General features: G+C 70.9%; 16 protein-coding genes and 1 pseudogene. 14 read left to right on the top strand and 3 right to left on the bottom strand.

The window, feature by feature from the left end; translation table 11 throughout:
- Positions 1 to 111 precede the first annotated feature (111 nt).
- Positions 112 to 825 carry a nitroreductase gene (locus VK501_RS11380; RefSeq protein ID WP_324337530.1) on the top strand — a complete coding sequence of 238 codons (714 nt, stop codon included), beginning with the start codon at positions 112 to 114 and terminating at the stop codon, positions 823 to 825.
- Here VK501_RS11380 and VK501_RS11375 read toward each other — a convergent pair.
- Entirely contained in the window at positions 803 to 1,435 is a 633-nt protein-coding gene (locus VK501_RS11375; RefSeq protein ID WP_324337529.1) for a helix-turn-helix domain-containing protein, read from the bottom strand. The two genes, VK501_RS11380 and VK501_RS11375, sit on opposite strands and share 23 nt — an antisense overlap.
- Before the next feature lie 97 nt (positions 1,436 to 1,532).
- On the opposite strand from VK501_RS11375, the gene VK501_RS11370 reads away from it, so the two are divergent.
- The 12 genes and pseudogenes from VK501_RS11370 to VK501_RS11315 all read left to right on the top strand — a co-directional run.
- Positions 1,533 to 3,251 carry an FAD-binding protein gene (locus tag VK501_RS11370; RefSeq protein WP_324337528.1) on the top strand — a complete coding sequence of 573 codons (1,719 nt, stop codon included), beginning with the start codon at positions 1,533 to 1,535 and terminating at the stop codon, positions 3,249 to 3,251.
- Between the two features lie 151 nt (positions 3,252 to 3,402).
- Positions 3,403 to 4,989: a 4-hydroxyphenylacetate 3-hydroxylase family protein gene (locus tag VK501_RS11365; RefSeq protein ID WP_349260995.1), complete on the top strand. Its 1,587-nt coding sequence runs from the start codon at positions 3,403 to 3,405 to the stop codon at positions 4,987 to 4,989.
- A gap of 6 nt (positions 4,990 to 4,995) precedes the next feature.
- On the top strand, positions 4,996 to 6,564 hold the full coding sequence (locus VK501_RS11360; protein WP_324337526.1) for a sugar ABC transporter ATP-binding protein: 1,569 nt from the start codon (positions 4,996 to 4,998) through the stop codon (positions 6,562 to 6,564).
- A complete protein-coding gene (locus VK501_RS11355; protein ID WP_324337525.1) occupies positions 6,561 to 7,676 on the top strand; it encodes an ABC transporter permease in 1,116 nt (371 codons plus the stop codon). The genes VK501_RS11360 and VK501_RS11355 overlap by 4 nt, the downstream gene beginning before the upstream one ends.
- 67 nt (positions 7,677 to 7,743) lie before the next feature.
- Positions 7,744 to 8,571, top strand: coding sequence for an SDR family NAD(P)-dependent oxidoreductase (locus VK501_RS11350; protein ID WP_324337524.1), 828 nt, complete (start codon positions 7,744 to 7,746; stop codon positions 8,569 to 8,571).
- A gap of 331 nt (positions 8,572 to 8,902) precedes the next feature.
- On the top strand, positions 8,903 to 9,868 hold the full coding sequence (locus tag VK501_RS11345; protein ID WP_324337523.1) for a substrate-binding domain-containing protein: 966 nt from the start codon (positions 8,903 to 8,905) through the stop codon (positions 9,866 to 9,868).
- A gap of 169 nt (positions 9,869 to 10,037) precedes the next feature.
- Positions 10,038 to 11,657, top strand: coding sequence for an FAD-dependent oxidoreductase (locus tag VK501_RS11340; protein ID WP_324337522.1), 1,620 nt, complete (start codon positions 10,038 to 10,040; stop codon positions 11,655 to 11,657).
- Entirely contained in the window at positions 11,654 to 13,219 is a 1,566-nt protein-coding gene (locus VK501_RS11335; RefSeq protein ID WP_324337521.1) for an FAD-dependent oxidoreductase, read from the top strand. The genes VK501_RS11340 and VK501_RS11335 overlap by 4 nt, the downstream gene beginning before the upstream one ends.
- Positions 13,216 to 14,163 carry a zinc-binding dehydrogenase gene (locus VK501_RS11330; RefSeq protein ID WP_324337520.1) on the top strand — a complete coding sequence of 316 codons (948 nt, stop codon included), beginning with the start codon at positions 13,216 to 13,218 and terminating at the stop codon, positions 14,161 to 14,163. Before VK501_RS11335 ends, VK501_RS11330 begins: the two co-directional genes overlap by 4 nt.
- Before the next feature lie 165 nt (positions 14,164 to 14,328).
- The gene (locus VK501_RS11325) at positions 14,329 to 15,417 is read left to right on the top strand and encodes a flavin reductase (protein WP_324337519.1); all 1,089 of its coding nucleotides are present in this window, start codon (positions 14,329 to 14,331) and stop codon (positions 15,415 to 15,417) included.
- A 124-nt stretch (positions 15,418 to 15,541) separates the two neighbouring features.
- Positions 15,542 to 16,207 (top strand): response regulator transcription factor, encoded by a 666-nt coding sequence (locus VK501_RS11320; protein WP_324337518.1) that lies wholly within the window; start codon positions 15,542 to 15,544, stop codon positions 16,205 to 16,207.
- Positions 16,208 to 18,181, top strand: a pseudogene (locus tag VK501_RS11315) (GAF domain-containing sensor histidine kinase); the annotation flags it as partial.
- Between the two features lie 17 nt (positions 18,182 to 18,198).
- Here VK501_RS11315 and VK501_RS11310 read toward each other — a convergent pair.
- Together VK501_RS11310 and VK501_RS11305 are read right to left on the bottom strand one after the other, a co-directional pair.
- Positions 18,199 to 19,083: an FAD synthetase family protein gene (locus VK501_RS11310; RefSeq protein ID WP_324337517.1), complete on the bottom strand. Its 885-nt coding sequence runs from the start codon at positions 19,081 to 19,083 to the stop codon at positions 18,199 to 18,201.
- Positions 19,084 to 19,233: 150 nt separating this feature from the next.
- A complete protein-coding gene (locus VK501_RS11305) occupies positions 19,234 to 20,817 on the bottom strand; it encodes an MFS transporter (protein WP_324337516.1) in 1,584 nt (527 codons plus the stop codon).
- 217 nt (positions 20,818 to 21,034) lie between these two features.
- Between VK501_RS11305 and VK501_RS11300 the strand changes: the two genes are divergently transcribed.
- Positions 21,035 to 22,432, top strand: a complete 1,398-nt coding sequence (locus VK501_RS11300; RefSeq protein ID WP_324337515.1) for an MFS transporter — start codon at positions 21,035 to 21,037, stop codon at positions 22,430 to 22,432.
- Positions 22,433 to 22,454: the final 22 nt, after the last annotated feature.

The following is a 22,454-nucleotide window of genomic DNA, read 5'->3' as shown; positions in this document are numbered from 1 at the left end:
ATCAGGACGACGGGCTCCGCCTGGCGCATCCCGCGGCGGCGCTAGCGAAGGCGACAGGTCGACGCAGCAGCGCTGCCGCTGCCGATGCTGCGGCAGCTACGGTGGCGCCGGATGTCGACGACGATGCCCATGCGCAACCTCGCGGAGCAGCTCATCCGGTCGCGGCGCTCGGTCCGTGCCTTCCGGCCCGATCCGGTGCCACGAGACGACCTCGAGGCGATGCTCACGTTGGCTCGCTACGCGCCGTCGAACGCCAACATGCAGCCGTGGCTCGTCGAGGTCGTCGCCGGCGCGACCCGCGACCGGCTCAGCGAGGCGCTGGTGTCCGCGATGACCGAAGGTCGCTATTCGATCGACTTCCACAACAGCGACGAGATGTACACCGACAGCCATTCCCAGCGCCGTGAGGCGATGGGCGAGCGGCTGTACGAAGCGCTCGGGATCGCGCGGGACGACACGGAGGGACGAAACGCGTGGTATCTCGACAACCTCCGGTTCTTCGGCGCCCCCCATGCGGTGCTGCTGTTCATGTCTCCGAAGGCCAACGAGCGCATGGCCAACGACGTCGGGATGTACGGCCAGACGCTGATGCTGGCCATGGCGGCGCACGGCGTGAGCAGCTGTCCTCAGGCGATCCTCGGCTTCTTCGCCGACACCGTGCGCGAAGTCCTAGGGGTACCCGCGGACAACCGGCTGCTGTTCGGCATCTCCTTCGGCTACGCCGACGACGCGTCTCCCGTCAACAACATCGACATGCCGCGCGTGCCGCTCAGCGAGAGCACGCGCTGGCACGACTACCCCGTCAACCGCCGGAGCGCTTCGTGAGCTCGGCCGGCCAGACCAGCCGACGGTCGAGCGTGCCCCTGGCGCCGGCGTCGGCGATGGCCTCGAGCAGCAGGACCATCGCCCGCGTCGCGCGCTCGTCGAGCCGGTCCGTCTGCACGTGCACCGTGCCGGCGATCATCTGGATGAGGAGCAGGCTGTCCTCCAGCCGGAGGTCCGGTCGTACGCGTCCTGCGGCCTGGGCCTGGCGAAGCGGCTCGGCGAGCGCCTTCAGCCACTTGTCTCCGACCTCGACCTTGAGGTCGTCTTCGGCGCCGGGTCTCTGGAACACGTCGACGAAGCCTCGGTCGTGAGCCATCATCTGCGTGGTGGCCAAGACGCCGACGACGTAGGCGTCCGCGGGGTCCTCGACTTCTCGAACGATCTTGTCGAGTAGCTCGATGTTGTCGTCGAATATGCCGCGAACCAGGCTCTCGCGGGTCGGGAAGTGGCGGTGCTGGGTGGCGCGGCCGACCCCGGCCTCGCGCGCGACCGCGTCCAGCGGCGCGTCCAAGCCATCGCGGGCGAACACCTGGCGAGCCGCGACGAGGATGGCGTCGCGGTTGCGGATGGCGTCGGCACGCCTCGGACGTTCGCTGCCGGGGGTGGGCATATGCAGGGAATGGTAATGATGAGCGCAAGAAACGGGCACGACTGCCCGGTTAGTGGTAGTGTCGGCGCCGCGCCACGAACACAGGGGGAGATTTCGGGTGGCTGAGTTCGATCGAACTGTCGATGTGCTGATCGCCGGGTCGGGCGCGGCAGGGCTCGTCGCCGCGCTCGCGGCGGACTCGCACGGGCTCAGCTCGCTGCTCGTCGAGAAGTCCGACAAGATCGGTGGCACGTCCGCCTACTCGGGTGGCGGCGTGTGGATCCCGAACAACGTCGTGACGCAAGCCGACGGCTTGAAGGACTCCTTCGAGGAGGCCCTCACCTACATGGAGGACATCATCGGGGACGCAGGGCCGGCCTCCTCCAAAGAGCGCAAGCTGGCCTTCCTGGAGGAGGGTCCCAAGATGATCTCGTTCCTCGTCGATCTCGGGTTCAAGTGGCGGCGGGCCACCGGCTATTCCGACTACTACCCCGACCGGCCGGGCGGCAAGGCCGAGGGGCGCGGCATCGAGCCGCAGGTCTTCGACGTCAAGCTTCTCGGGGAGTGGCGGCAGCACCTGCGCCTGAGCCTGCTCCCGCCGCTGCCGATGTACACGAACGAGGCGGCGTCGTTCGCGCTGATGGTCAAGACCGGGAAGGGCCTGCGGACCGCGCTGCGCGTCGGCGGCCGCCTGGTCGGACGCCGGCTGATCGGGCAGCGCCCGATGACCAACGGCCACTCGCTCGTGGCGCAGCTCCTGCTCCTCAACCTCCAACGCAACCTCCCCGTCTGGCGGAGCTCGCCGCTCGTCGAGCTGATCGTCGAAGACGGCGAGGTCGTCGGCGGCGTGATCGAGCACGAGGGCAGGCTCCTGCGCGTCCGGGCGACGCGCGGGGTCGTCCTGACCGCCGGCGGCTTCGCCAGGAACGCCGAGATGCGCGCGAAGTACCATCCGGCGCCGGCCAGCGCCGACTGGACCTCCGCGCCTCCGGACGACAACGGCGATGCCATTCGCGCCGGCATCGGCATCGGCGCGGCGACGGCCCTGATGGACGACGCATGGTGGGGACCGACGCTCGTCGACCCGGCGACCGGTCACGCGAGCTTCATCCTCTGGGAACGCTCCTTCCCGCACGCGATCATCGTCGACGAGGCCGGCGAGCGGTTCATGAACGAGTCGGAGTCCTACGTCGACGCCGGCCACCAGCAGTACGAGCGAAACGAGATCGTCAAGGCGATCCCGGCGTGGCTGATCGTCGACTCCGACCATCGGCGCCGCTACCCGATGGCGACCCTTCCGCCGGGCCTGACGCCAAGGTCCGCGCTCAAGTCCGGCTTCATCACCAAGGCCGGATCGCTGGAAGAGCTCGCGCAGAAGATCGGCGTCGATCCGACGGGGCTTGGCAGCACCGTCGAGCGCTTCAACGAGATGGCGATCAGCGGCATCGACGAGGACTTCGGCCGCGGCCGCACTGCCTACGACAACTGGTACGGCGATCCGTCCAACACCCCGAACCCCAATCTCGGCACGATCGCCAAGGCGCCGTTCTACGCGCTGCAGATCTGGCCGGGCGACCTCGGGACGAAGGGTGGGCTGCTCACCGACGAGCTCGCGCGAGTACTGGATGAGGCCGGCGAGCCGATCCGCGGCCTGTACGCCGCAGGCAACACGAGCGCGTCGGTGATGGGCCGCACGTACGCGGGACCCGGCGCGACCATCGGGCCGGCCATCACGTTCGCCTACATCGCCGTCAACCACCTGGCCAGCGGGCGGTCGTTCTCGGCCGACGTCGCGGCCGAGTCGGTCGACGGCGCCGTCGTGGCCACCCCCCGGTAGCGGGCGAGACGCAGCGCGTCTCGCCATCGGTGTCGCTAGTCCCCGAGGGGAACGCGTATGCCGCCGTCGCCGCCGCGGTTACGGTCCGCGAAACGCCGGGTTCTGTCTCGTGGCAGCCCCGCCCAGGACCAAACGAAGGAGCCACTACGCGATGAGCACGACGGAAGATCCGGCTGCGACTGCTGAGGACGCATCGGGGTCGCGCCTGAACTCGCGTCGGCCGATGACCGGTGATGAGTACCTCGAAAGCCTCCGTGATGGCCGCGAGGTGTGGCTGAACGGAGAGCGGGTCAAGGACGTCACGAAGCATCCGGCGTTTCGGAACGCGGCACGGTCGACGGCGCGTCTCTACGACGCGCTCTGGGACGACAAGAAGGCCGACGTCCTGCGTGCCGAGACCTCGACCGGCAACGGTGGCTTCACCCATCCGTTCTTCCGCCCCGCGCGGAGCGTCGACGACATGGTGGCCGATCAGACCGCCATCGCCGAATGGGCGCGGATGATGCACGGCTTCATGGGCCGTACGCCCGACTACAAGGCGGGGCTGTACGGAGGGATGGAGCTCAACGCCGACTTCTTCTCCCCGTACGAGGACAACGCCCGGGCGTGGCATCGGCTCATGCAAGAGCGGATCCCGTACGTCGCGCACGCGATCGTCAACCCGCCCGTCGATCGCAACCTTCCGGCCGACGAGGTCGGTGACGTGTTCGTGCACGTCGAGGGCGAGACCGACAACGGGTTGATCATCTCGGGCGCCAAGGTCGTCGCGACGAACGTCCCCCTGACCAACTACTGCTTCGTCGGGTACGTGGGCGCGCCGCTGAAGAAGAAGGACTTCGCCGTCATCTTCACGGTCCCCATGGACGCTCCGGGGGTCAAGGTCATCGCGCGCTCCTCATACGAGCACGCAGCGGCGTTGCACGGCAGCCCGTTCGACTACCCGCTCTCCAGCCGCCTGGACGAGAACGACGCGATCTTCATCATGGACCGCGCCGTCATCCCGTGGGAGAACGTCCTCGTCTACGGCGACACCGAGAAGGCGAGCATGTGGGCCGGCGCGAACTCCGGCCAGGCGCACCGGATCTGGTTCCACGGCGCCACCCGCCTCGCCGTCAAGATCGACCTCATCGCGGGGCTGATGCTCAGGGCGGTGCACATCAACGGCACCGACAACTTCCGGGGCGTCCAGGCCAAGGTCGGCGAGATCATCGGCTACCGGAACCTGTTCTGGAGCCTCTCCTCCGCCATGGCTCGGACGCCGGAGCCCTGGCTGGACGGCCACGTCCTGCCGGACTTCGACGCATCGGTGGCCTACCGCCTGTTCTCGTCGACCGCCATGCCCCAGATCCGGAGCCTGGTGCAGACCTCGCTGGGCAGCTCCCTGATCTACCTCAACGGGCACGCCAAGGACTTCAAGACGCCGGAGCTGCGACCGCTGCTCGACCGCTACCTGCGGGGGTCCAACGGCCATGACGCGGTCGACCGGGTGAAGACCCTCAAGATGCTGTGGGAGACCGTCGGCAGCGAGTTCGCCGGCCGCAACGAGCTGTATGAGCGGAGCTACACCGGCAGCGAAGAGGACGCGCGCATCCAGGCCGGGTGGTTCTCCGACGCGCGCGGTCTCAGCGACCAGCTCCGCGGCTACGCCGAGGCGGCCATGGCCGAGTACGACCTGGACGGGTGGACCGTCCCGGACATGCTCAACCCCGACGACCTCGAACGCCTCGCCCGCGACTGACATCCCATGGCCAGCGCAGACGTCGTGACGACCGCTGAGCCAGCCGCCGGGGCGCCCCGTCCGTCGGGCCTGGTCATCGAGAACCTGAGCAAGACGTTTCCGAGCGTCGTCGCGCTGGACGAGTTCGGCGTGGACGTCGCGGCCGGCTCGGTGCACGCGCTGGTCGGGCCCAACGGGTGCGGCAAGTCGACCTTCGTCAAGGTCCTGGCGGGGATCCACAAGCCGGACGCGGGCGCGAGGATCTGGGTCGACGGCCAGGAGATCGACGCCGGATCGGGGAGCGCGGCCGACGCGGCGGGGGTGCGCTTCGTGCATCAGGATCTCGGCATCATCGAGCCGCTGGACGCCGTCGACAACGTCGCGCTGGGGCTGGGGTACCAGCGCGGCCGGCTCGGCGCCATCTCCTGGAGGTCGCAGCGTCGCCAGACGCAGGCGCTGCTCGATCAGTTCGGTGTCAGGGTCAGCATCGACGTGCCGTTGGCGCTCGCCAGCCCCGTGGAGAGGACGGCGGTGGCCATCGTCCGCGCGCTGGCGGGCGGCGCGCCGGGGCGTGGGCTGCTCATCCTCGACGAGCCGACGGCAGCGCTCCCCCATCGCGAGGTCGACCAGTTGTACAACCTGGTCCGCGACGTCAAGGCGACGGGCGTGTCGGTCGTCCTCATCTCCCATCGTCTCGACGAGGTGGTGGCGATCGCCGACACGGTGAGCGTGATGCGCGCCGGGAAGATCATCGGCGGCGGCCCGGTCGCGGAGATGGACGTGAGCACGATGGCCGGCATGATCGCCGGCGGGAGCCACCTGGTCGCCGGCGTTCCCGATCGCGCCGACGACGAGCCCGTGTCGGACCGGCCCGTCGTGCTCCGGGCCCGGCAGATCTCCGGCCGGCACCTTCGTGGGGTGGACCTCGAGCTTCGCGAGGGTGAGATCGTCGGCGTCGCGGGACTCCTCGGCTCAGGCCGTGAGGAGCTGCCGTACGCGGTGGCCGGCGCTGCGGGCGTCGAGATCGACGCGGAGTGGGAGGTCGACGGCGAGACGTTCGAAGCGATGACGCTCGAGCGCGCGGCGGGCCTCGGCATCGCCCTGGTTCCGGCGCAGCGAGCCCGCGAGAGCGTGGTCGCCCCCTTCGCGGTCTTCGAGAACCTGTCGCTCCCGGCGCTTGGGCGGCTGCGCCGCGGCCCGCTGCTGAGTCCCGGACGCGAGCGCAGCTTCGTCCGCGAATGGCTCACGGCGATGAACGTCCGTGCGAGCGCCGAGCGCAGCCCGATCACCGTGCTGAGCGGCGGCAACCAGCAGAAGGTGGTGCTGGCCCGCTGGCTCGCCATGAATCCGAAGCTGCTCGTGCTGTCGGAGCCGACCGCCGGGGTCGACGTCGGTGCGCGAACCACGTTGTATGAGTTGATCCGGGCAAGGGCCGCCGAGGGTCTGACCGTCCTCGTCGCGTCCTCGGACGCGCTGGACCTGGTGCACATGTGCGACCGCGTGCTGGTGATGCGCAACGGCGTCGCCGCGGCGGAGCTGCGCGGGGCTCGTATCACGGAGGCGGAAATGGTGGACACAATGGAGGGGGTCGTATGAGTCAGACAGTCACGCTGGACCCGGGGTCACCGGTCGAGAACCCCGCGGTGCCGGACATCGAACAGCCTCCGCGCCGGTCGCTGACGAGCAAGTTGTCCTTCGGCAACATCGGCGCGCTCTACGTGTTCGCGATCATCATCGTCGTCTTCTCCGTCTGGGCGCCCGACACGTTCCCGACCTGGACCACCGTCCGGACGATCGTCAACCAGAACGCGATCGCGGGCATCATCGCGCTGAGCCTCGTCATCCCGCTGTCGGCGGGGGCGTTCGACCTCTCGATCGGGGCGATCATGGGCCTGGCGAGCATCGTCTGCGCCTGGCTGCTGGTCAAGAAGGGCATGCCGGTCGTTCCGTCGATCTTGATCTCGATCCTCGTCGGCCTGCTCGCCGGGCTCATCAACGGGGCCCTGGTGGTGGTCGTCGGCATCGAGTCCTTCATCGCGACGCTGGCCACCGGCTCGCTGATGACGGCCGCCGTCTCGATGATCAGCGACTACACGCCGATCAACGGGCCGAAGCTGTCGGCTCCGGGCTTCAGCAACCTCGCCAACGCCTCCGTCGTCGGCGGCATCACCACGTGCGCGTTCATGTTCTTGATCGTGGGGCTCGTCCTGTACGTGTTCCAGGAATACACGGCCACGGGGCGCCGGATGTTCGCCACCGGGTTCAACCTCGAGGCGGCGCGGCTCACCGGCATCCGCACCAACCGGCTGCGCTTCGTCGGCCTCATGGTGTCGGCGCTCGTCGCGAGCATCGCCGGCGTCCTGATCACCGCGCAGATGCAGGTCGGTCAGCCGGACGTCGGGAACCCGTATCTGCTCAACGCCTTTGCGGCGGTGTTCCTCGGAGCGACGCAGTTCCGCAGTGGACGCTTCAACGCGGCCGGCACGCTGGTCGCCGTGCTCCTGCTGGGGACCGGCAAGACCGGGCTGATCCTGGTCGGGGCTCAGCCCTGGGGCGGTGACATGTTCGTCGGCGTGGTCCTCATCGGCGCGTTGGCGCTTGCGGCCTACGAGCGGGTTCGCGGCCAGCGCAGGCTCCTCGCCGCGCGCCGCCGCGCGTCGAAGCGGCGGCGGGGAAGCACGTCGCAGGGCAGCGCCGCGGCCGGCTGACGGCATCGAGCGTGTCACGCGCGCGTGTAATAAGGCACGCGCGGCCTGGGAGGATCGCATGGGGAAGTTGGACGGAAAGACCGCCTACATCACGGGCGGAGCGAGCGGCATGGGCCGCGCCAGCGCGCGGCTCTTCGCTCGCGAAGGAGCGTCGGTCCTCGTGGCCGACATCCAGGAGGCCGCCGGAGAGGCGGTCGTCGAGGAGATCGTCGCAGCCGGTGGGACGGCGGTGTTCCAGCGCACGGACGTCACGCGTGAAGGCGACATCGTCGCGTTGATCGGCCGAGCGGTCGACGAGTTCGGGGCGCTGCACATCGCCTATAACAACGCTGGGGTCGGCGGCCCGTGGGGCATCGAGAGCGCCTCGGTCGAGGAGCTCGACCGCGTCTGGGCCGTCGTTCTCCGCGGATCGCTGCTCGGCATGAAGCACGCCGTTCCCGCGCTCCGCGCGGCAGGCGGCGGAAGCATCTTGATGACGGCGTCCGGGGCCGGCATCCGCGGCCGCGGCGACCAGCCCGCCTACTCCGCGCTCAAGGCGGCCCTCGTGAACCTCGCCGCGAGCGCTTCACAGCCGCTCGCCCAAGACCGCATCAGGGTCAACGCCATCGCGCCCGGCTGGATCCGGACGCCGATGATGGAGGCTGGGTTCCCCGACGCCGGTGATCGCCTGCGTGACGCTCTGCGCCTCATCCAGCCCTATCCGGAGCAGGGCGCTGCCGAGCACATCGCGGCGGCGGCGCTCTTCCTGGCCAGTGACGACGCCGCGTTCATCACGGGCGTGACCCTGCCGGTCGACGGTGGCCTTCTCGGGATCGCCCCGGAGCTGCCCGACGGCGCGGCTGCCCTCGGCGCCCTCGCTGCCGACCCGAGCGCAGCTGCGGCGCCCCGGGGATGACTGGCGTCACCGCTAGTTTCAAACGGCACCAAGCCACTCACCCCGTCGAGCCTCGGTAGACAAGCGCTCAACCAAGCGAGCTGAACGCAAGCTCGCGCACAGGAGGAGAGTGTTGGCAGTGCACGTTCTTGAATGGGTCAGCTCGAGACGGTCCGGTGCGCGTCTTGCGCTCGGCACCGCGCTCGTCGCCTCGGCGGTGGGTGTCACCGCATGTGGCAGCAGCGGCGGAAGCGGGGCCAGCGGTGGCGACGCCACGGCGGCGTCGCAACCCGCCTCCGGAGACAACGCCGCGCAGATCGCGGCGTTGACCAAGCGTCCTACGCACATCGCCGTGACGGTTCCTGTCGGCAAGCCGATCCCGACGGGCAAGAAGGTCATCTACATCCCGCCCCCGTTGGGCGACCAGAAGCCTGCCGAGAAGATCCTGGGGCAGGCCGCGCAGGTCCTGGGCTGGACGTCGTCGGCGATCGTGCCGACCAGCGCCACGACGTCGGCGTTCGCGGCGAGCATCGACGAGGCGCTTCGCCAGAAGGCGGACGCGATCATCTTGGTGTCATTCCCCGGAACGGCGCTGGCGGGGCCGATCGGGCGAGCCAAGGCGCAGGGCGTCCCGGTCATCAACCTCTACGCCAGCGAGCCCCCGGGGACGGTGCCGGGGATCGTGGCCCAGCCCTTGGGGAAGAGCTACACGATCAAGGTGGCGGAGAAGACCGGCGAGCTCCTGGGGCTGATGGTGCCCCCGGGTTCGACGGTCGGTGAGGCCGCGCTGCTCGTGGTCACCAAGGCGAGTGACTACCAGCTGGCGACCGAGCGCGGCGTCAAGAAGTCGTGTCCGACGTGCAAGTACGCGGCGAACATCACGCTGGCCGCGCAGGCCAAGGACTATGTGCCGAACATGGTGACCTTCATCCGCAAGGAGAACCTCAAGGGCCTGTACATCCTGAACGGCCCGCTGAGCAACGGGCTGGGAGCCGCCATGCGAGCCGCCGGTGAGGATCCGAGCTCGGTGAAGGCGCTGGCGGGCGCGATCGGCTCGGGGGATGGCAGCGCCCAGCGCGTCAACAGCAGCGAGGCGCCGCTCGCGGCCGGCTACGTGTGGCCAGGCGCCGAGGGCATCTGGTACGGCGTCGATGCGGCAGTGCGCGCGCTGGCCGGCGTGCCGACCAAGCCGTCCGACGCGGACGCCGACCCGTACATCGTCCTCCCGGGGAAGATCCCGAGCGAGGTCTTGAACAGCCCGTCGCCCGTGGCGGTCACCGACTACCAGGCGGAGTTCGCGAAGCTCTGGGGCAAGTAGGCCAGCGCTCGCACCAAAGCCTCGTCGTGTCCGGGCCGCCCCTGTGGGGCGGCCCGGCGCTTGCGGTGGGGTGACTGGCGTCACCGCTAGTTCGAGCGCTTGTCCGGGGGTCGCGCCGACCGCGGGCCGGTAGACCAACGCCCGCAACCCGGACGGACAGGAGAGACGGTTGACCAGCAAGAAGGTTCGGACGAGGCCGCTGCCCGAGAGCGTGGTCGAGTCGTGGGATCACGAGGCGGACGTCGTCGTCGTCGGCTACGGCATCGCGGGCGTGTGCGCGGCCCTCGCCGCGGACGAGCGCGGTGCCGATGTCCTGGTCCTCGAGCGCGGTGGCGGCTCCGAGGGCCTGTGTGGCGCGATCTTCTACCTCGGTGGCGGCACGGAGATGCAGCACGCCGCCGGGTACGAGGACACGCCCGAGGCCATGCGGACGATGCTGCGCTCCGCGCTGGGTGCGGGACTCGTCGACGAGGTGAAGCTCGACGCGTACTGCGCCGGCAGCGTCGAGCACTACGACTGGCTGGTGCGGTCGGGCGTCCCGTTCGTCACGGGTCCGGACGAGGAGGGCACGGACTTCACGGCGGCGATGGAAGACGGCTACGTCGTCATCGGCGCGCAGGAGTACGCGGGCCATGGGCTCATCTGGGCGGGGGCGGAGGCGTCCTTCCCGAACGACGAGCTGGCGCCGCCCGTTCCGCGTGGGCACATCGCGCGGGACGTTCCGAAGGACGAGGACCTCTACGAGGGCGCTGCGACGAAGGCCCTGCTCCGCACCGCGGATGCCCGCGGGATCAAGGCGCTGTACAACATGGGCGCCGAGCGTCTCGTGATCGACGGCGCCGGCGTCGTCGTCGGCGTCGAGTGCCAGTCCTACGACACGACGGTCCGGGTTCGGGCGCGCTCCGGCGTCGTCCTCGCGACCGGCGGGTTCGGCTACAACGAGGAGATGATGGCGCTGCACAGCCCGCTGCTCGTGGAGCAGGGCGCCATGCCGCAGGGACACGAGGGGCAGGACGGGCTGGGGATCCGCATGGGCCAGGCCGCCGGCGCCAACGCCGTGCGGATGGACGCTGCGGACGTCACGCTGGCGATGACGCCGCCGATCACCGTCCGGGCAGGCCTGCTCATCAACGAGCTGGGTCAGCGATTCGTCAACGAGGACGCCTACTTCGGTCGCATCGGGATCGACGTGATGCGCAACCAGAGGGGCGTCGCCTTCCTCCTGTTGGACGACGCGACGTACCTCCCGGGCGCGACGTTCCGCCGGCCCCGATGGATCGCCGAGTCCTTGGAGGAGCTCGAGCGCGAGGCCGGCTTCCCGCCGGGGTCCCTCGTCGGCACCGTCGACTACTACAACAAGCACGCGGCAGACGGCAAGGATCCGCTGCTGCACAAGCGCCCGAAGTGGCTCAGGCCGCTGGAGCCTCCGTTCGCGCTCATGGACCTGAGCGCCATCCCGAAGCCGGGCGGAGGAGAGGGCGTCAGCTACGTGCGCATGCCGGGCGGGGACGTCGCGGATCTCCGCAACCTCGCCGGCATCGTGACGCTCGGCGGCCTGCACACGAACGTCGACAGCGAAGTCCTCGATCCGGAGGGCGAGGTCATCCCGGGCCTCTACGCGGCCGGTCGCTGCAGTGCCGGCCTCGCGGTCTACGGCTATTGCAGCGGCGTGTCGCTGGGGGACAGCTCGTTCTTCGGCGCCCGCGCGGGGCGGGTCGCCGCTGCCCGCGCGGCGGCGTTGAGCGGCACCTCGAGCCGCGTCTCGGCGCTCGGGGGTCTGGACGCATGAGCGGGAACGGAACCGCATCGCCGAGCTCGACGATGGAGTGCGACGTCCTGGTCGTCGGCTCCGGCGGAGGGGCGCTGACCGGTGCCTATGCCGCCGCGTCGGCCGGGCTTCGCACGATCGTCGTCGAGAAGACCGGGGTGTTCGGGGGCACGACGGCGTACTCCGGAGCAGGTCTGTGGCTGCCCGACACCCAGGTGCAGCGGCGGGCCGGCGTCGAGGACTCGGCCGAGGATGCCCGTACCTACCTCCGGGCAGTCGTCGGTGACTACGAGGTGGAGCGCCAGGAGGCGTACATCGCCACCGCCGGCGAGCTGGTGGCGCTGCTCGAGAGCGATCCGAACATCGAGTTCGAATGGCGATCCTTCCCCGACTACTACCCGGTGCCCGGCCGGCGCGAGAGCGGTCGAGCGATCTACCCCGTCGACCTGCCCGACGCGGACGTCGGCGAGCTCCGTGACCTCATCCGTCCGGATGCGGGGCCCGATCGCGCGGGAGAGGCCCATCGTGAGGACCCGTACGTGGGCGGCCGGGCGCTCGTCGGCCGGTTGTTGATGGCCCTGCGCGGCACGGGCAACGCCGAGCTGCTGACCGAGACGACCGCCCGAGCGCTGACCGTCGAGGACGGCCGGGTCGTGGGCGTCGAAGCGGTCGACGCCGGTGGCCGCTCGATCACGATCCGGGCCGCACGTGGCGTGCTCCTGGCGGCCGGCGGCATGGAGGCCGACGCGCTGCTGCGCACGGAGCATCGCATTCCCGGCAGGGCCGCTTGGAGCATGGGGCCGCGGGGGGCCAACACCGGCGATCTCGTCCAGGCGGCGATCGCCGTCGGCGCCGACACCGCCCTGCTCGAGGAGGCGTGGTGGTGCACCGGCGTCGAGCTGCCCGACGGCGCCGCCGCGTTCATGGTCGGCGTTCGCCGTGGCGTGATGGTCGACGACCGCGGGGAGCGCTTCGTCAACGAATGCCTGCCCTACGATCGCTGCGCCCGGGCCATGATCGAGCACGGAGCCGAGGTGGCTCACCTCGTCTTCGACTCGTCGGAGGGCGGGATCCTTCCCGCCGTGGTCATGCCCGAAGTGGCGGCGGCCGAGCACCTGGCGGCCGGGACGTGGGTGACGGCGGCGACCATCGAGGGTGTCGCCGAGCAGATCGGCGTGCCGGGCGATGCCCTGCGCGCCACGGTCGAGGAGTTCAACCGCAGCGCGGCCAACGGCGTCGACGAGGCGTTTCACCGCGGCGAGGACGCGTTCGACCTGTTCTTCTGCCCGCCGGGCGACGAGCCCGACGGGCCGGCCAACCCGGCGCTGCGCCCGGTCGCACAGCCCCCGTTCTACGCGGCCAGGATCGTCGTGAGCGATCTCGGGACCAAGGGCGGCGTGCGGACGGACGTCGATGCGCGCGTGCTGCGGGCCGATGGCTCGCCGATCGAAGGCCTGTACGCGGCGGGCAACACCAGCGCCTCGCTGACGGGTCACGCATACCCGAGCCCCGGCCTGCCGCTCGGGACCGCCACGGTCTTCTCCTATCGCGCAATCCAGCACATGACCAAGGAGCTCGTATGACATCGGTTGCCGTTCCGGCGGTCGTCCGGGGGCTCGTGCCGTCCCCCGACGACGACACGTTCGTCGTGCTTCGAGAGCTTCCGGTCCCGGAGCCGCAGGACGGCGAGGCGATCGTCGCCGTCGAGACGTTCTCGATCAACCGCGGCGAGGTCCTGATGCTGTCCGGACCGCCGCCGGGGTGGCGCCCGGGGCTCGACCTGGCCGGACGGGTCGTGCAGGCCGCCGCCGACGGAAGCGGCCCGCCGGAGGGTGCGCGCGTGGTCGGCCAGGCGCCACTCGGCAGCTGGGCGACGGCGGTCGCCGTGCCGACGAGCGCCCTGGCCGAGCTTCCGGACGCCGTCTCCTTCGAGCAGGCGGCGCCGCTGGGAGCGGCGGCGCTCACCTCCCTGCGGATGCTCCGCTACGCGGGCTCGGTGGCCGGCCAGCGGCTGCTGCTGACCGGCGCCGCCGGCGGTCTCGGCCACTTCTTCGTCGAGCTCGCGACGCTTCAGGGGGCGCGCGTCACGGCCGTGGTGGCCTCCCAGGAGCGTGGTGCGCGGCTGCTGGAGCTGGGCGCCGAGGCGCTGGTGACGCACGTCGCCGACGCCGAAGGGCCGTTCGACGTGGTCCTCGACTCCATCGGCGGGACGTCGCTCACCACGGCGCTCACGAAGGTCGCGCCGGGTGGGCTCGTGCTGTGGTTCGGGCAGGCGGGCGGCGAGCCCGCCGTCTTCGACATGTACGCCTTGGGAACTCCCTCGCTGGCGCGGATCGTCCCGTTCAGCTTCTTCAACAGCGGCGGCTCGTACGCCGACGACCTCGCCACGCTCGTCCGCCTCGTTGCGGCGGGTCACCTGCATCCGGAGATCAGCACGGTCGCGGACTGGGCCGAGACGAACACGCTGCTGGTCGAGCTGCGCGATCGCCGCCTCCGCGGCAACGCGGTCCTCAGGATCAGCGGCTGAGGGCGCGGCCGCCGCGGCGATGACCATCGCTCTCGCTAGTTCGCCCATCCGGGGCCGGGTCCAGGCCCGGTCCGGCGACTAGCGTCGAGCGCACGACCGATGCACGCGCCCTCCCGCAGACTCCCCCCCGAAGAAGCCCTGTCCGGCGCGCCGAACGCACGCCTGGTGGCCAGCGACTTCCGCGCGGTGATGGGGCGGTTCGCGAGCGGCGTGACGATCGTGTCGACGCGCGAGGCGGGGGAGAACTACGGGGCGACGGCGAGTGCCTTCACCTCGCTCTCGCTCGAGCCGCCGATGGTGCTCGCGTGCCTGTTTCGTGGAGCCGCCACCGAAGCGGCGATCCGCCGGTCGCGGCGGTTCGGCGTCAGCATCCTTCGCGACGACCAGCAGGTGATCGCCGAGCGTTTCGCGTCGCGGCACCCGGATCGCTTCGCGTCCATCGACCATCGCCACGGGGAGCTCGGCGTGCCGCTCGTCGACGGCGCCCTCGCGCACGTCGAATGCCACGTCACGGAGACCGTGATCGGAGGCACGCACACGGTGTTCATCGGCACGGCGTCGAGCGCCGCACGGTACGAGGGTCGCCCCCTCGCGTACTTCGGGGGCGCCTTCGGCCACTTCCTCGTCGGCGACGACGCTGCGGTGTACAAGGCGCTGCGCGCCATGATCGTCAGCGAGGCGCTCTCGCCGGGCCATGCGCTGTCAGCCGAGGAGCTCGCCCGCCAGCTGGGCGGAGAGCCCGGGTCCGTGCTGGCCGCGCTGAAGCGCCTGGCCACCGAAGGGCGCGTCGCCCGCGAGCCGGACGGCACGTACGTCGTCGGCGGACTCGACCAGCGCGCGGCGCTGGACATGATCTCGGCCTGCCGCACGATCGAGGTCGGGGTGGCCGAGCTGACCGTGGGATGGGTCGAGGACGCTGAGCTCGATGCGCTCGACGAGCTGTCGTCAAGCCCTTGCGAGGCGCTGCCGCAGCGAGCGCATGACGGGCCGGTCCGTCCCGCGAGCGGGTTCCACGAGCGTCTCGTCGCGCTGGCCGGCAACCCGCGGCTGCTGGATCACTATCGCGAGCTCTCCACGGCCGCGGCCTACGCCGGGCCGGTGCATGCCGAGCACCCTGATCCTGAAGACCATCGTGCCATCGTGGCCGGCTACCGGGAGGGCGATCTCCCGACGGTGATCGCCGCCATCGATCGGCATGCACGCCGGCTTCGCGAAGCGTGGCAGCAGGCCGCGCCGCTCCCCGAGCGCCGATAGGGGATGACGCCAGTGCCTCGGCCCGCAGCAGGCTCGCTCCACTGGCAGACAGGGTTGGGCACGGGTAGAGTCGAGCGGGGGCCGTTGTGACGGGCGTTTACGACGCGGCAGGGGAGGATCGGTTGTGCGGGTCTTGATCGTCGACGACCACGAGGTCGTCCGGAACGGGATCGTCGCGTCGCTTCGCGCGAGCCCGCGGTACCGCATCGTCGGGGCGGCCGGTACGGGTGCCGACGCCGTCTCGCTGGCCAGGCGCGTGCGGCCCGATGTCGCCATCGTCGACCTTCGCCTGCCCGACATGACCGGCGAGACGGTGTGCCGGCAGCTGATCGCCGACACGCCAGGCATCGCCGTGGTGATGCTCACCACCTACCTGAGCGACGACACCGTGCGATCCGCGCAAGCGGCCGGTGCGACCGCCTACGTCACCAAGGCCGCGGGGATCGCGGTGCTGAAGGAGACGCTCGAGGCGATCGGGTCGGGCGCGCACAGCTCGCTCTCGAGCGACAGCGCCCCGGTGATCGTCCATCGCCTCGACCGCCTGGCGAGCGGCCGTGCCGCCGGCCACCTGACGACGCCCCACCAACGACGTGTCCTTGCGCTCGCCGCAGCGGGCCTGACCAACGGGCAGATCGGCGAGCGGCTCAACATCTCGGAGTCGACCGTCCGCTTCCACATCCAGAAGCTCAAACGCATCTTCTCGGTGCCGAGCAGGACGGCGCTGGTCGTCCGAGCGGTGCAGGACGGCGTGATCGCGCCCGGGCCGGAGGACGGGGAGCTGGCGAGCTAGATGAGCCCACCGCCGGAGGACGCGGTCCCGACTCCGCTGGCGGCCGCTCAGCTCGACTCGGAGGATCTGACCCTCCTGGCGACCGAGGCGCGCGCGGCGCTGCGCTGCCCGGCCGTCCTCATCACCGGACGCGATGCGCGGGATCGGACGACCATCGTCGGGTCCGCGGGAGTGACCGCACAGGACACGCGGGTGCTGTGGCCGATCGTGCTGCAGGTGGACCGCCACCAGGAGGAGCTCGTCTCGCCGGGAGTCGGTGTGCCGTTCGTCGCGCTGCTGCCCACCATCGGCGTCGGGCACGGCCGCGAGGTTCGCCGCATCGTCATGTTCGTCGGCGGCAAGCGCATGGGCGGGTTCCACCTCATCAGCTCGGTGGACGCGCCGTGCGACGACGGCCTAGCGTCGGACTTCGCGCGCCATGCCGCCATCGCGATCGCCCGGCGACGGCTGCGCCGAGGCAGCAGCGCGCACCTCGAGCGACGGATCGCACGCGCCGACGCGATCCTCGACTTCGCCGCGGCCGTCTCGAACGTCGGCTTCGACAGCCTCGTCGGGAGGATCGAAGCCGCCGTGCGCAGCGTCTTCGGGCCGGTGCGGACGCGCGTGTACCTGCACAACGCCGAGAGCGACGCCTTGGAGGCGCTCCCGAACCCGCAGCGAACCGCTGCCGAGCAGCCGCTCGAGCCGATCGCGGCCAACGACATGCGCATGGGGATCGCGCGGGTCTTCGCGCTCGGCCGCTCGTACATGACCAACGGCCCCGTCGAGGACGACCCGATCGAGCGTGCGCCGACGTGGACGCCGTGGCCCGCGTCGTTGCTGACGGTGCCGCTGTTCGTGTCGGGGCGGGCGAGCGGCGTGCTGCAGATCGCCGACAAGCCGCGCGGCTTCGTGATGACCGACGTCCACGACGCCGAGCTGCTGTCGCGCCCGATCGCCGTCGCGGTCGAGCTCACCGCGACCCTGCGGCGGCTTCGCGTCCAGAGCGAGATCGAGGCGGTGCTGTCGGACACGACCGCCCTGCTGCGGCCGGCGACGGACGTCGGCGCCAAGCTGCCCCAGGTGATCGCCGCCATGCGGAGCGCCACGGCGTCGACCGTCCTCATGTTCGCCTCCCGGCACGCTCCCCTGGTCGTCGCGAGCTCCGGGCCGACGCCGCCGTCTCAGGAGGACTTCGTCGCGTGGCTGACGAGTCAGCTCGAGGAGGACCCGCTGGGGCTGGGCACCGACGTCGGCTGCCGCGCGCTGCTCGTGGCTCCGGTGAGGATCGGACCGCAGCAGATCGCGACGCTCGCCGCCATCGCCAGTCCGGCGACGGTGTTCGGGACCGCCGAGCGACGCGGTCTCGCTCGCCTCGCGAACGTGATCGCGTTGTCGCTGGCGGGGGAGCGCGATCTCGCTCAGCGAACCGCGCTGGCGCGGATGGAGGAGCGCCAGCGCGTGGCCGACGAGCTGCACGACGAGGTCGCGCAGCTGCTCTTCGCGGCGCAGATCCAGCTCGACGAGGTGATCGACCTGCCGGGAACGACCGAGGAGGTCCTCGACCGCGCGGTCCTCGCCAACTCGCTGCTGCTGCGCAGCGACGCGACCCTGCGCCGGGTGATCACGGAGCTGCCACAGCGATCGAGCGCGCTGCTCAGCGACCGTCTCGAGGCGTTGCTGGAGGAGACGCAGCGCACCTTCCGTGCCGAGATCCTGTCGACGATCGGCGCGGACGCGGTGCAGGCGGCGACGGAGAGCTCGCACGAGACGCACGACATCCTGGTCGGCGCTGCGCGCGAGTCGTTGGTGAACGCGGCAAAGCACGCGGGGCCTTGCACGATCGAGATCGGATTGCACGTCGTCGGAGCCGAGACGCTGCGGCTGTCGGTCAGCGACGACGGGGTGGGCCTCGCCGACGAACGGGCGGCGGCCGGGCTCCCCGGCCATGGCCTGTCAGCGTTGCGGCGGCAGGTCGCGGCGGCTGGCGGATCCGTTCACGTCGCCGCTCGTCAACCGGTCGGCACGTCGGTGGTCGTCGATCTGCCGCTCCGGCCGCGCTCCACATCGGAGGCAGGACCGGTCATCGACGTCGAGGCCGCGGGGCTGGATTCGGGCGCGACGGCCTCGACGACGGTGTCGACGAGCTCGAGCCGCGCCGGAGCACCGTCGCCGGCGACCGGCGGCATGATCTCGAAGCCACCCCGCCAGGGCGAGATCGCGACGTCCGAGCGCCGGCCGCGGTGATCGACGGCCAGCCGGCCGAGGTACGCACGGGGCGCCGGGACGACCGCGCAAGGGTCGGGTGAGAACACGGTCTTGCCGTCCTGGCGGATGACGGTGCCCGAGAGCTCGAACGGTCGACCCAGGAGCGTCGCGGCTTCTCTGGGCCGGCCCGCGCGGACCGCCTCGCGGATGCGCGTGGACGAGACGGGCTCACCGGTATGCATGACCGTCGGTGCGATGTGCGTGGTGAACGCCGCAGCATCTCGAAGCAGCTGCGGCGTGCCCTCCCCCCGGCGGCCGAACCGGAAGTTCTCGCCCACCGAGACGTGACGGACCCCCAGCCGGTCCTCGAGCCAGCTGGTGATGAACTCGCTCGGTGACATCGCGGCGACGATCGCATCGAAGTCGATCACGATGAGCTCCTGGACTCCCAGCTGGGCGACCACCTCGAGCCGCTGCTGCAGGGTGGTGAGCAGGTGACGGGGCTCGGCACGGCCGAGCACCATCGCCGGCGGCGGGTCGAAGGTCAGCACGCTGCGGGCGCCGCGGATCACCTCGCGATGGCCCAGATGGACTGCGTCGAACACGCCGATCGCCAGGCTCCGCGGACGTCTCGTGACGTCCTCCAGGTGCACGATGCGGGCGCCGGGTGCCCGGTCTGCGAGGGTCATGCCCGAGATAGAAGCGGGAGTTCGCGACGGCGCAAAGGTCCTGCGCGGCACAGCTGGCGGATGCGGCAGTCACGCCGGCCGATCGCACCGACCGCGCACGGACGCCGGGGCGGACTCTGGAAGGCCGGCCCCGGCGCCTGCGCGGCAGGGTCAGCTCGTCGAGCCCGCCATCTCGCCCGCCGCGTCGGCGACGGGGACGCTCGGCAGCGACACGCCGCCGCGACCGAGACGGCGGCCCTGCGGGATCAGCAGCGCGAGGATGCCTCCGACCAGCGCGACGCCGGCGGCCACGAACAGCGCGGCGGTGAACCCGCCCTCCTCGTAGAGGTTGACGCCCGGGGCGACCTGCAGCGCGACCGCCGCGGCGAGGATCACGTAGGAGATCTGCTGCATCATGCCCCCGATGATCCCGTCGGCGGTGCCGACGACGCCTCCGGCGACGGCCCGCTGATCCTCGGGAACCGCGAGCAGGATGAGGTTCGGGCGCGCGGCGAGCACGAGCAGGCCGGCGCCGCCCAGCGCGTACCCGACGACGTAGTGCCAGATCTCCGAGTGCAGCAGCGCGAGGAAGATCATGTGGACGATGACGAGCGCGGACCCGATGAAGATGTGGTTGCGGAATCCGATGGACCTCGCCGTCAACCCGACGAAGAAGCCGCCGACGATCACGAGGATCCCCGCCGGGGCGAAGACCAGCGCGATGTCCGTCGAGCCCAGGCCCTGGCCGTACGCCGGCGCCGCCGCGCTCGGCGTCGCCAGCATCTGCGGGACGAGATAGGCGCCCATCGACGTCGCCGCCACGACGCACGAGATCGAGATCAGGGGTGCCCACATCGGCCGGCGGGTCAGCAACCTCATGCTGATCAGCGGTTCCGGCGCCTGGCGCTGCTGGAAGAACCAGCACACGAGGAGGGCGAACCCGCCGATCGCGACCAGCAGGGTCCGGGCGTTGCCGTAGCCCCAACCCTGCGCCTGGGAGATCGCGATCTGCACCGCGAGCACGCCGCTCGCGAGCAGCAGCGCGCCGAGGTAGTCGATGGAGCCCTTGGTCCGCAGCGGCGACTCGGGGACGAGCACCGCCACCAGCAGCAGGCCGACGACCGACACGCCGCCCATGAGGACGAAGACGGAGCTCGTGCCGTAGTTGTCGACCAGGAGCGACGCCAGCAGCGGGCCGGCGATCACGACGACGCCGATGCCGTTGGTCGAGATCGCGATGCCCAGCGACCGCCAGCGGGGCGGGAACACGTCACGCATGAGCGCGAAGGTCAGCGGGGCGAACGCGATGGCGACGCCCATCAGCGCCCGGCCGACCAGCAACACGAAGAAGCTGTTGGCGAGGATCCCGATCAGCGCGCCGACGGCCGCGATCACCGCCGTGATCACGAGCGTTCGCTTCTTGCCGTAGATGTCGCCGATCTTGGCGAGGATCGGCGTGGCGACGGCGCCCGACAGGGAGAACACGGTCAGGATCCACACGATCTGGGACGTCTGGTACTCCGCCGCGAACGTGGGGAGGATCGGCGCGAAGACGGTGATGGCCAGCGCCGACTGCTCGCTGAGGAGCACCAGCGCCAGCGTGACCGCCACCCAGAAGCCGCCTGAGCGTGCCTGGAGCCGGACGATCTCGGCCTGCTGCGCTGGGTCGACGGCAACGTCGTCGACTCTGGAGGCCGGATCGATGACCTCTTCCAACCCGGCGTCATTCAAACGCGGTGGGACGTCTGACTCCATGATTCTCTCCTATCGCGGCAGCCGAGTCCGGTGACGGATTCGACCAATGGACCCTGCACTCGGCGCCTGCCTACCACAGCCGTTCGAGCCGCCCGGCTCCGCGTCGGCGCAGGCTGTCGTTCTCGATGGTTGTGCCGGCGCCGGCTCTCGGGAGCGCGTGAGCGTCGGCTAGACCGAGCCCGTGCCCCCTGCGAAGAGCTCGGCTCGAGGGACCCGCGTGCTGCTGGGAGCCCTCGGGCTCTCCACGTTCACCGTGTCGATCGCGGCGACGACCGTCGTGCCCGCGCTGTCGGTGATCCAGCGGACGTTCGACGTCACCGCGAGCGACACGGCCTGGTTGGTGACGGCGTACTTCCTCGTCGCCTCGACGGCCACGCCGATCCTCAGCCGCCTCGGCGACATGCGCGGCAAGCGCAGCGTGCTCGTCGCCGCGCTCGCGGCGTTCCTCGCCGGGTCGATCGTCTGCGCGCTGTCGCCCAGCCTCGCCGGGGAGATCCTGGGGCGCGCGCTGCAGGGCCTCGGCGCCGCGGTCTTCCCGCTCGCCTACGGGATCGCTCGCGATCAGCTGGAGCCGGAGCGCGTGCCGACCGCGATCGGCTTCCTCGCCGCGACGCCGGCCGTCGGGGGCGCCCTCGGGCTGCCCTTCGGCGGGCTGATCGCGGAGCACGCCGACGTCTCGGCGATCTTCTGGGCGCAGGGGCTGCTCGGCCTGGTCGCCCTGGGCACGTGCTGGAAGGTGCTGCCCGACTCCGGCACCCGGATCCCCGGCCGTGTCGACCTGCGCGGCGCGGTCGTGTTCTCGATCGGGTTCGGCCTTCCGCTGCTGGCGGTCTCCCGAGCGAACGTCTGGGGCTGGGGCTCGCCGACGACGCTCGCCTGCTTCGCGGTCGGCCTCGTGATCCTGGCCGCCTGGACCAAGCTCGAGCTGCACACCGACCAGCCGCTGGTCAACATCCACACGCTCCGGCGCCGGCCGGTCTTCCTGACGAACGTCACGACGATCGTGGCGGGCTTCGGGTTGTTCGGGTCCTTCATCCTGCTTCCCCAGCTCGCCCAGGTCCCGACGAGCACGGGCTTCGGGCTCGGGCTCACCGCGTCGGCCGCCGGCCTGCTGCTCGTCCCCAACGCGGTCGTCAACGCGATCACGTCCTCCCAGTCCGGACGCGTGATCGGCCGCTGGGGCGCGCGGACGCCGCTGCTGGTCGGGTGCTCGATCGCCGTGGTCGCGTTCGGCCTCCTCACGGTCCTCCACGGGAGCGCGATCTTCATCGTGCTGTGGAGCATGCTGCTCGCGGTCGGCGTCGGGCTGAGCTACCCCGCCATGCCGACGTTGATCCTCGACGCGGTCGAGCTGCACGAGACGAGCGAGGCCAGCGGCGTCAACACCATCATGCGCAACGCCGGCGCCGCGGCCGGCAGCGCCGTGGCCGGGAGCGTCCTGGCGGCGCACGTCGCCCCGAACGGCCTGCCCACGGACGCCGGCTTCGCCCTCGCGTTCCTGATCGCCTCGATCGTGAGCGCGGTGGCCGTGCTGATCGGCCTGAGGATCCCGGTCAGGGCGCGGATGCCCGTGCCGGTGCTGGCATTGTCGATAGCGCCGCGCGAAAACCGCTGACAGCCTGAACACTCGCCGATAG

This window comes from Baekduia sp., assembly GCF_035318805.1.
Taxonomy (GTDB): domain Bacteria; phylum Actinomycetota; class Thermoleophilia; order Solirubrobacterales; family Solirubrobacteraceae; genus Baekduia.
Note: the sequence above shows the minus strand (reverse complement) of the source record. Positions and strands in the feature narration are given on the sequence as shown.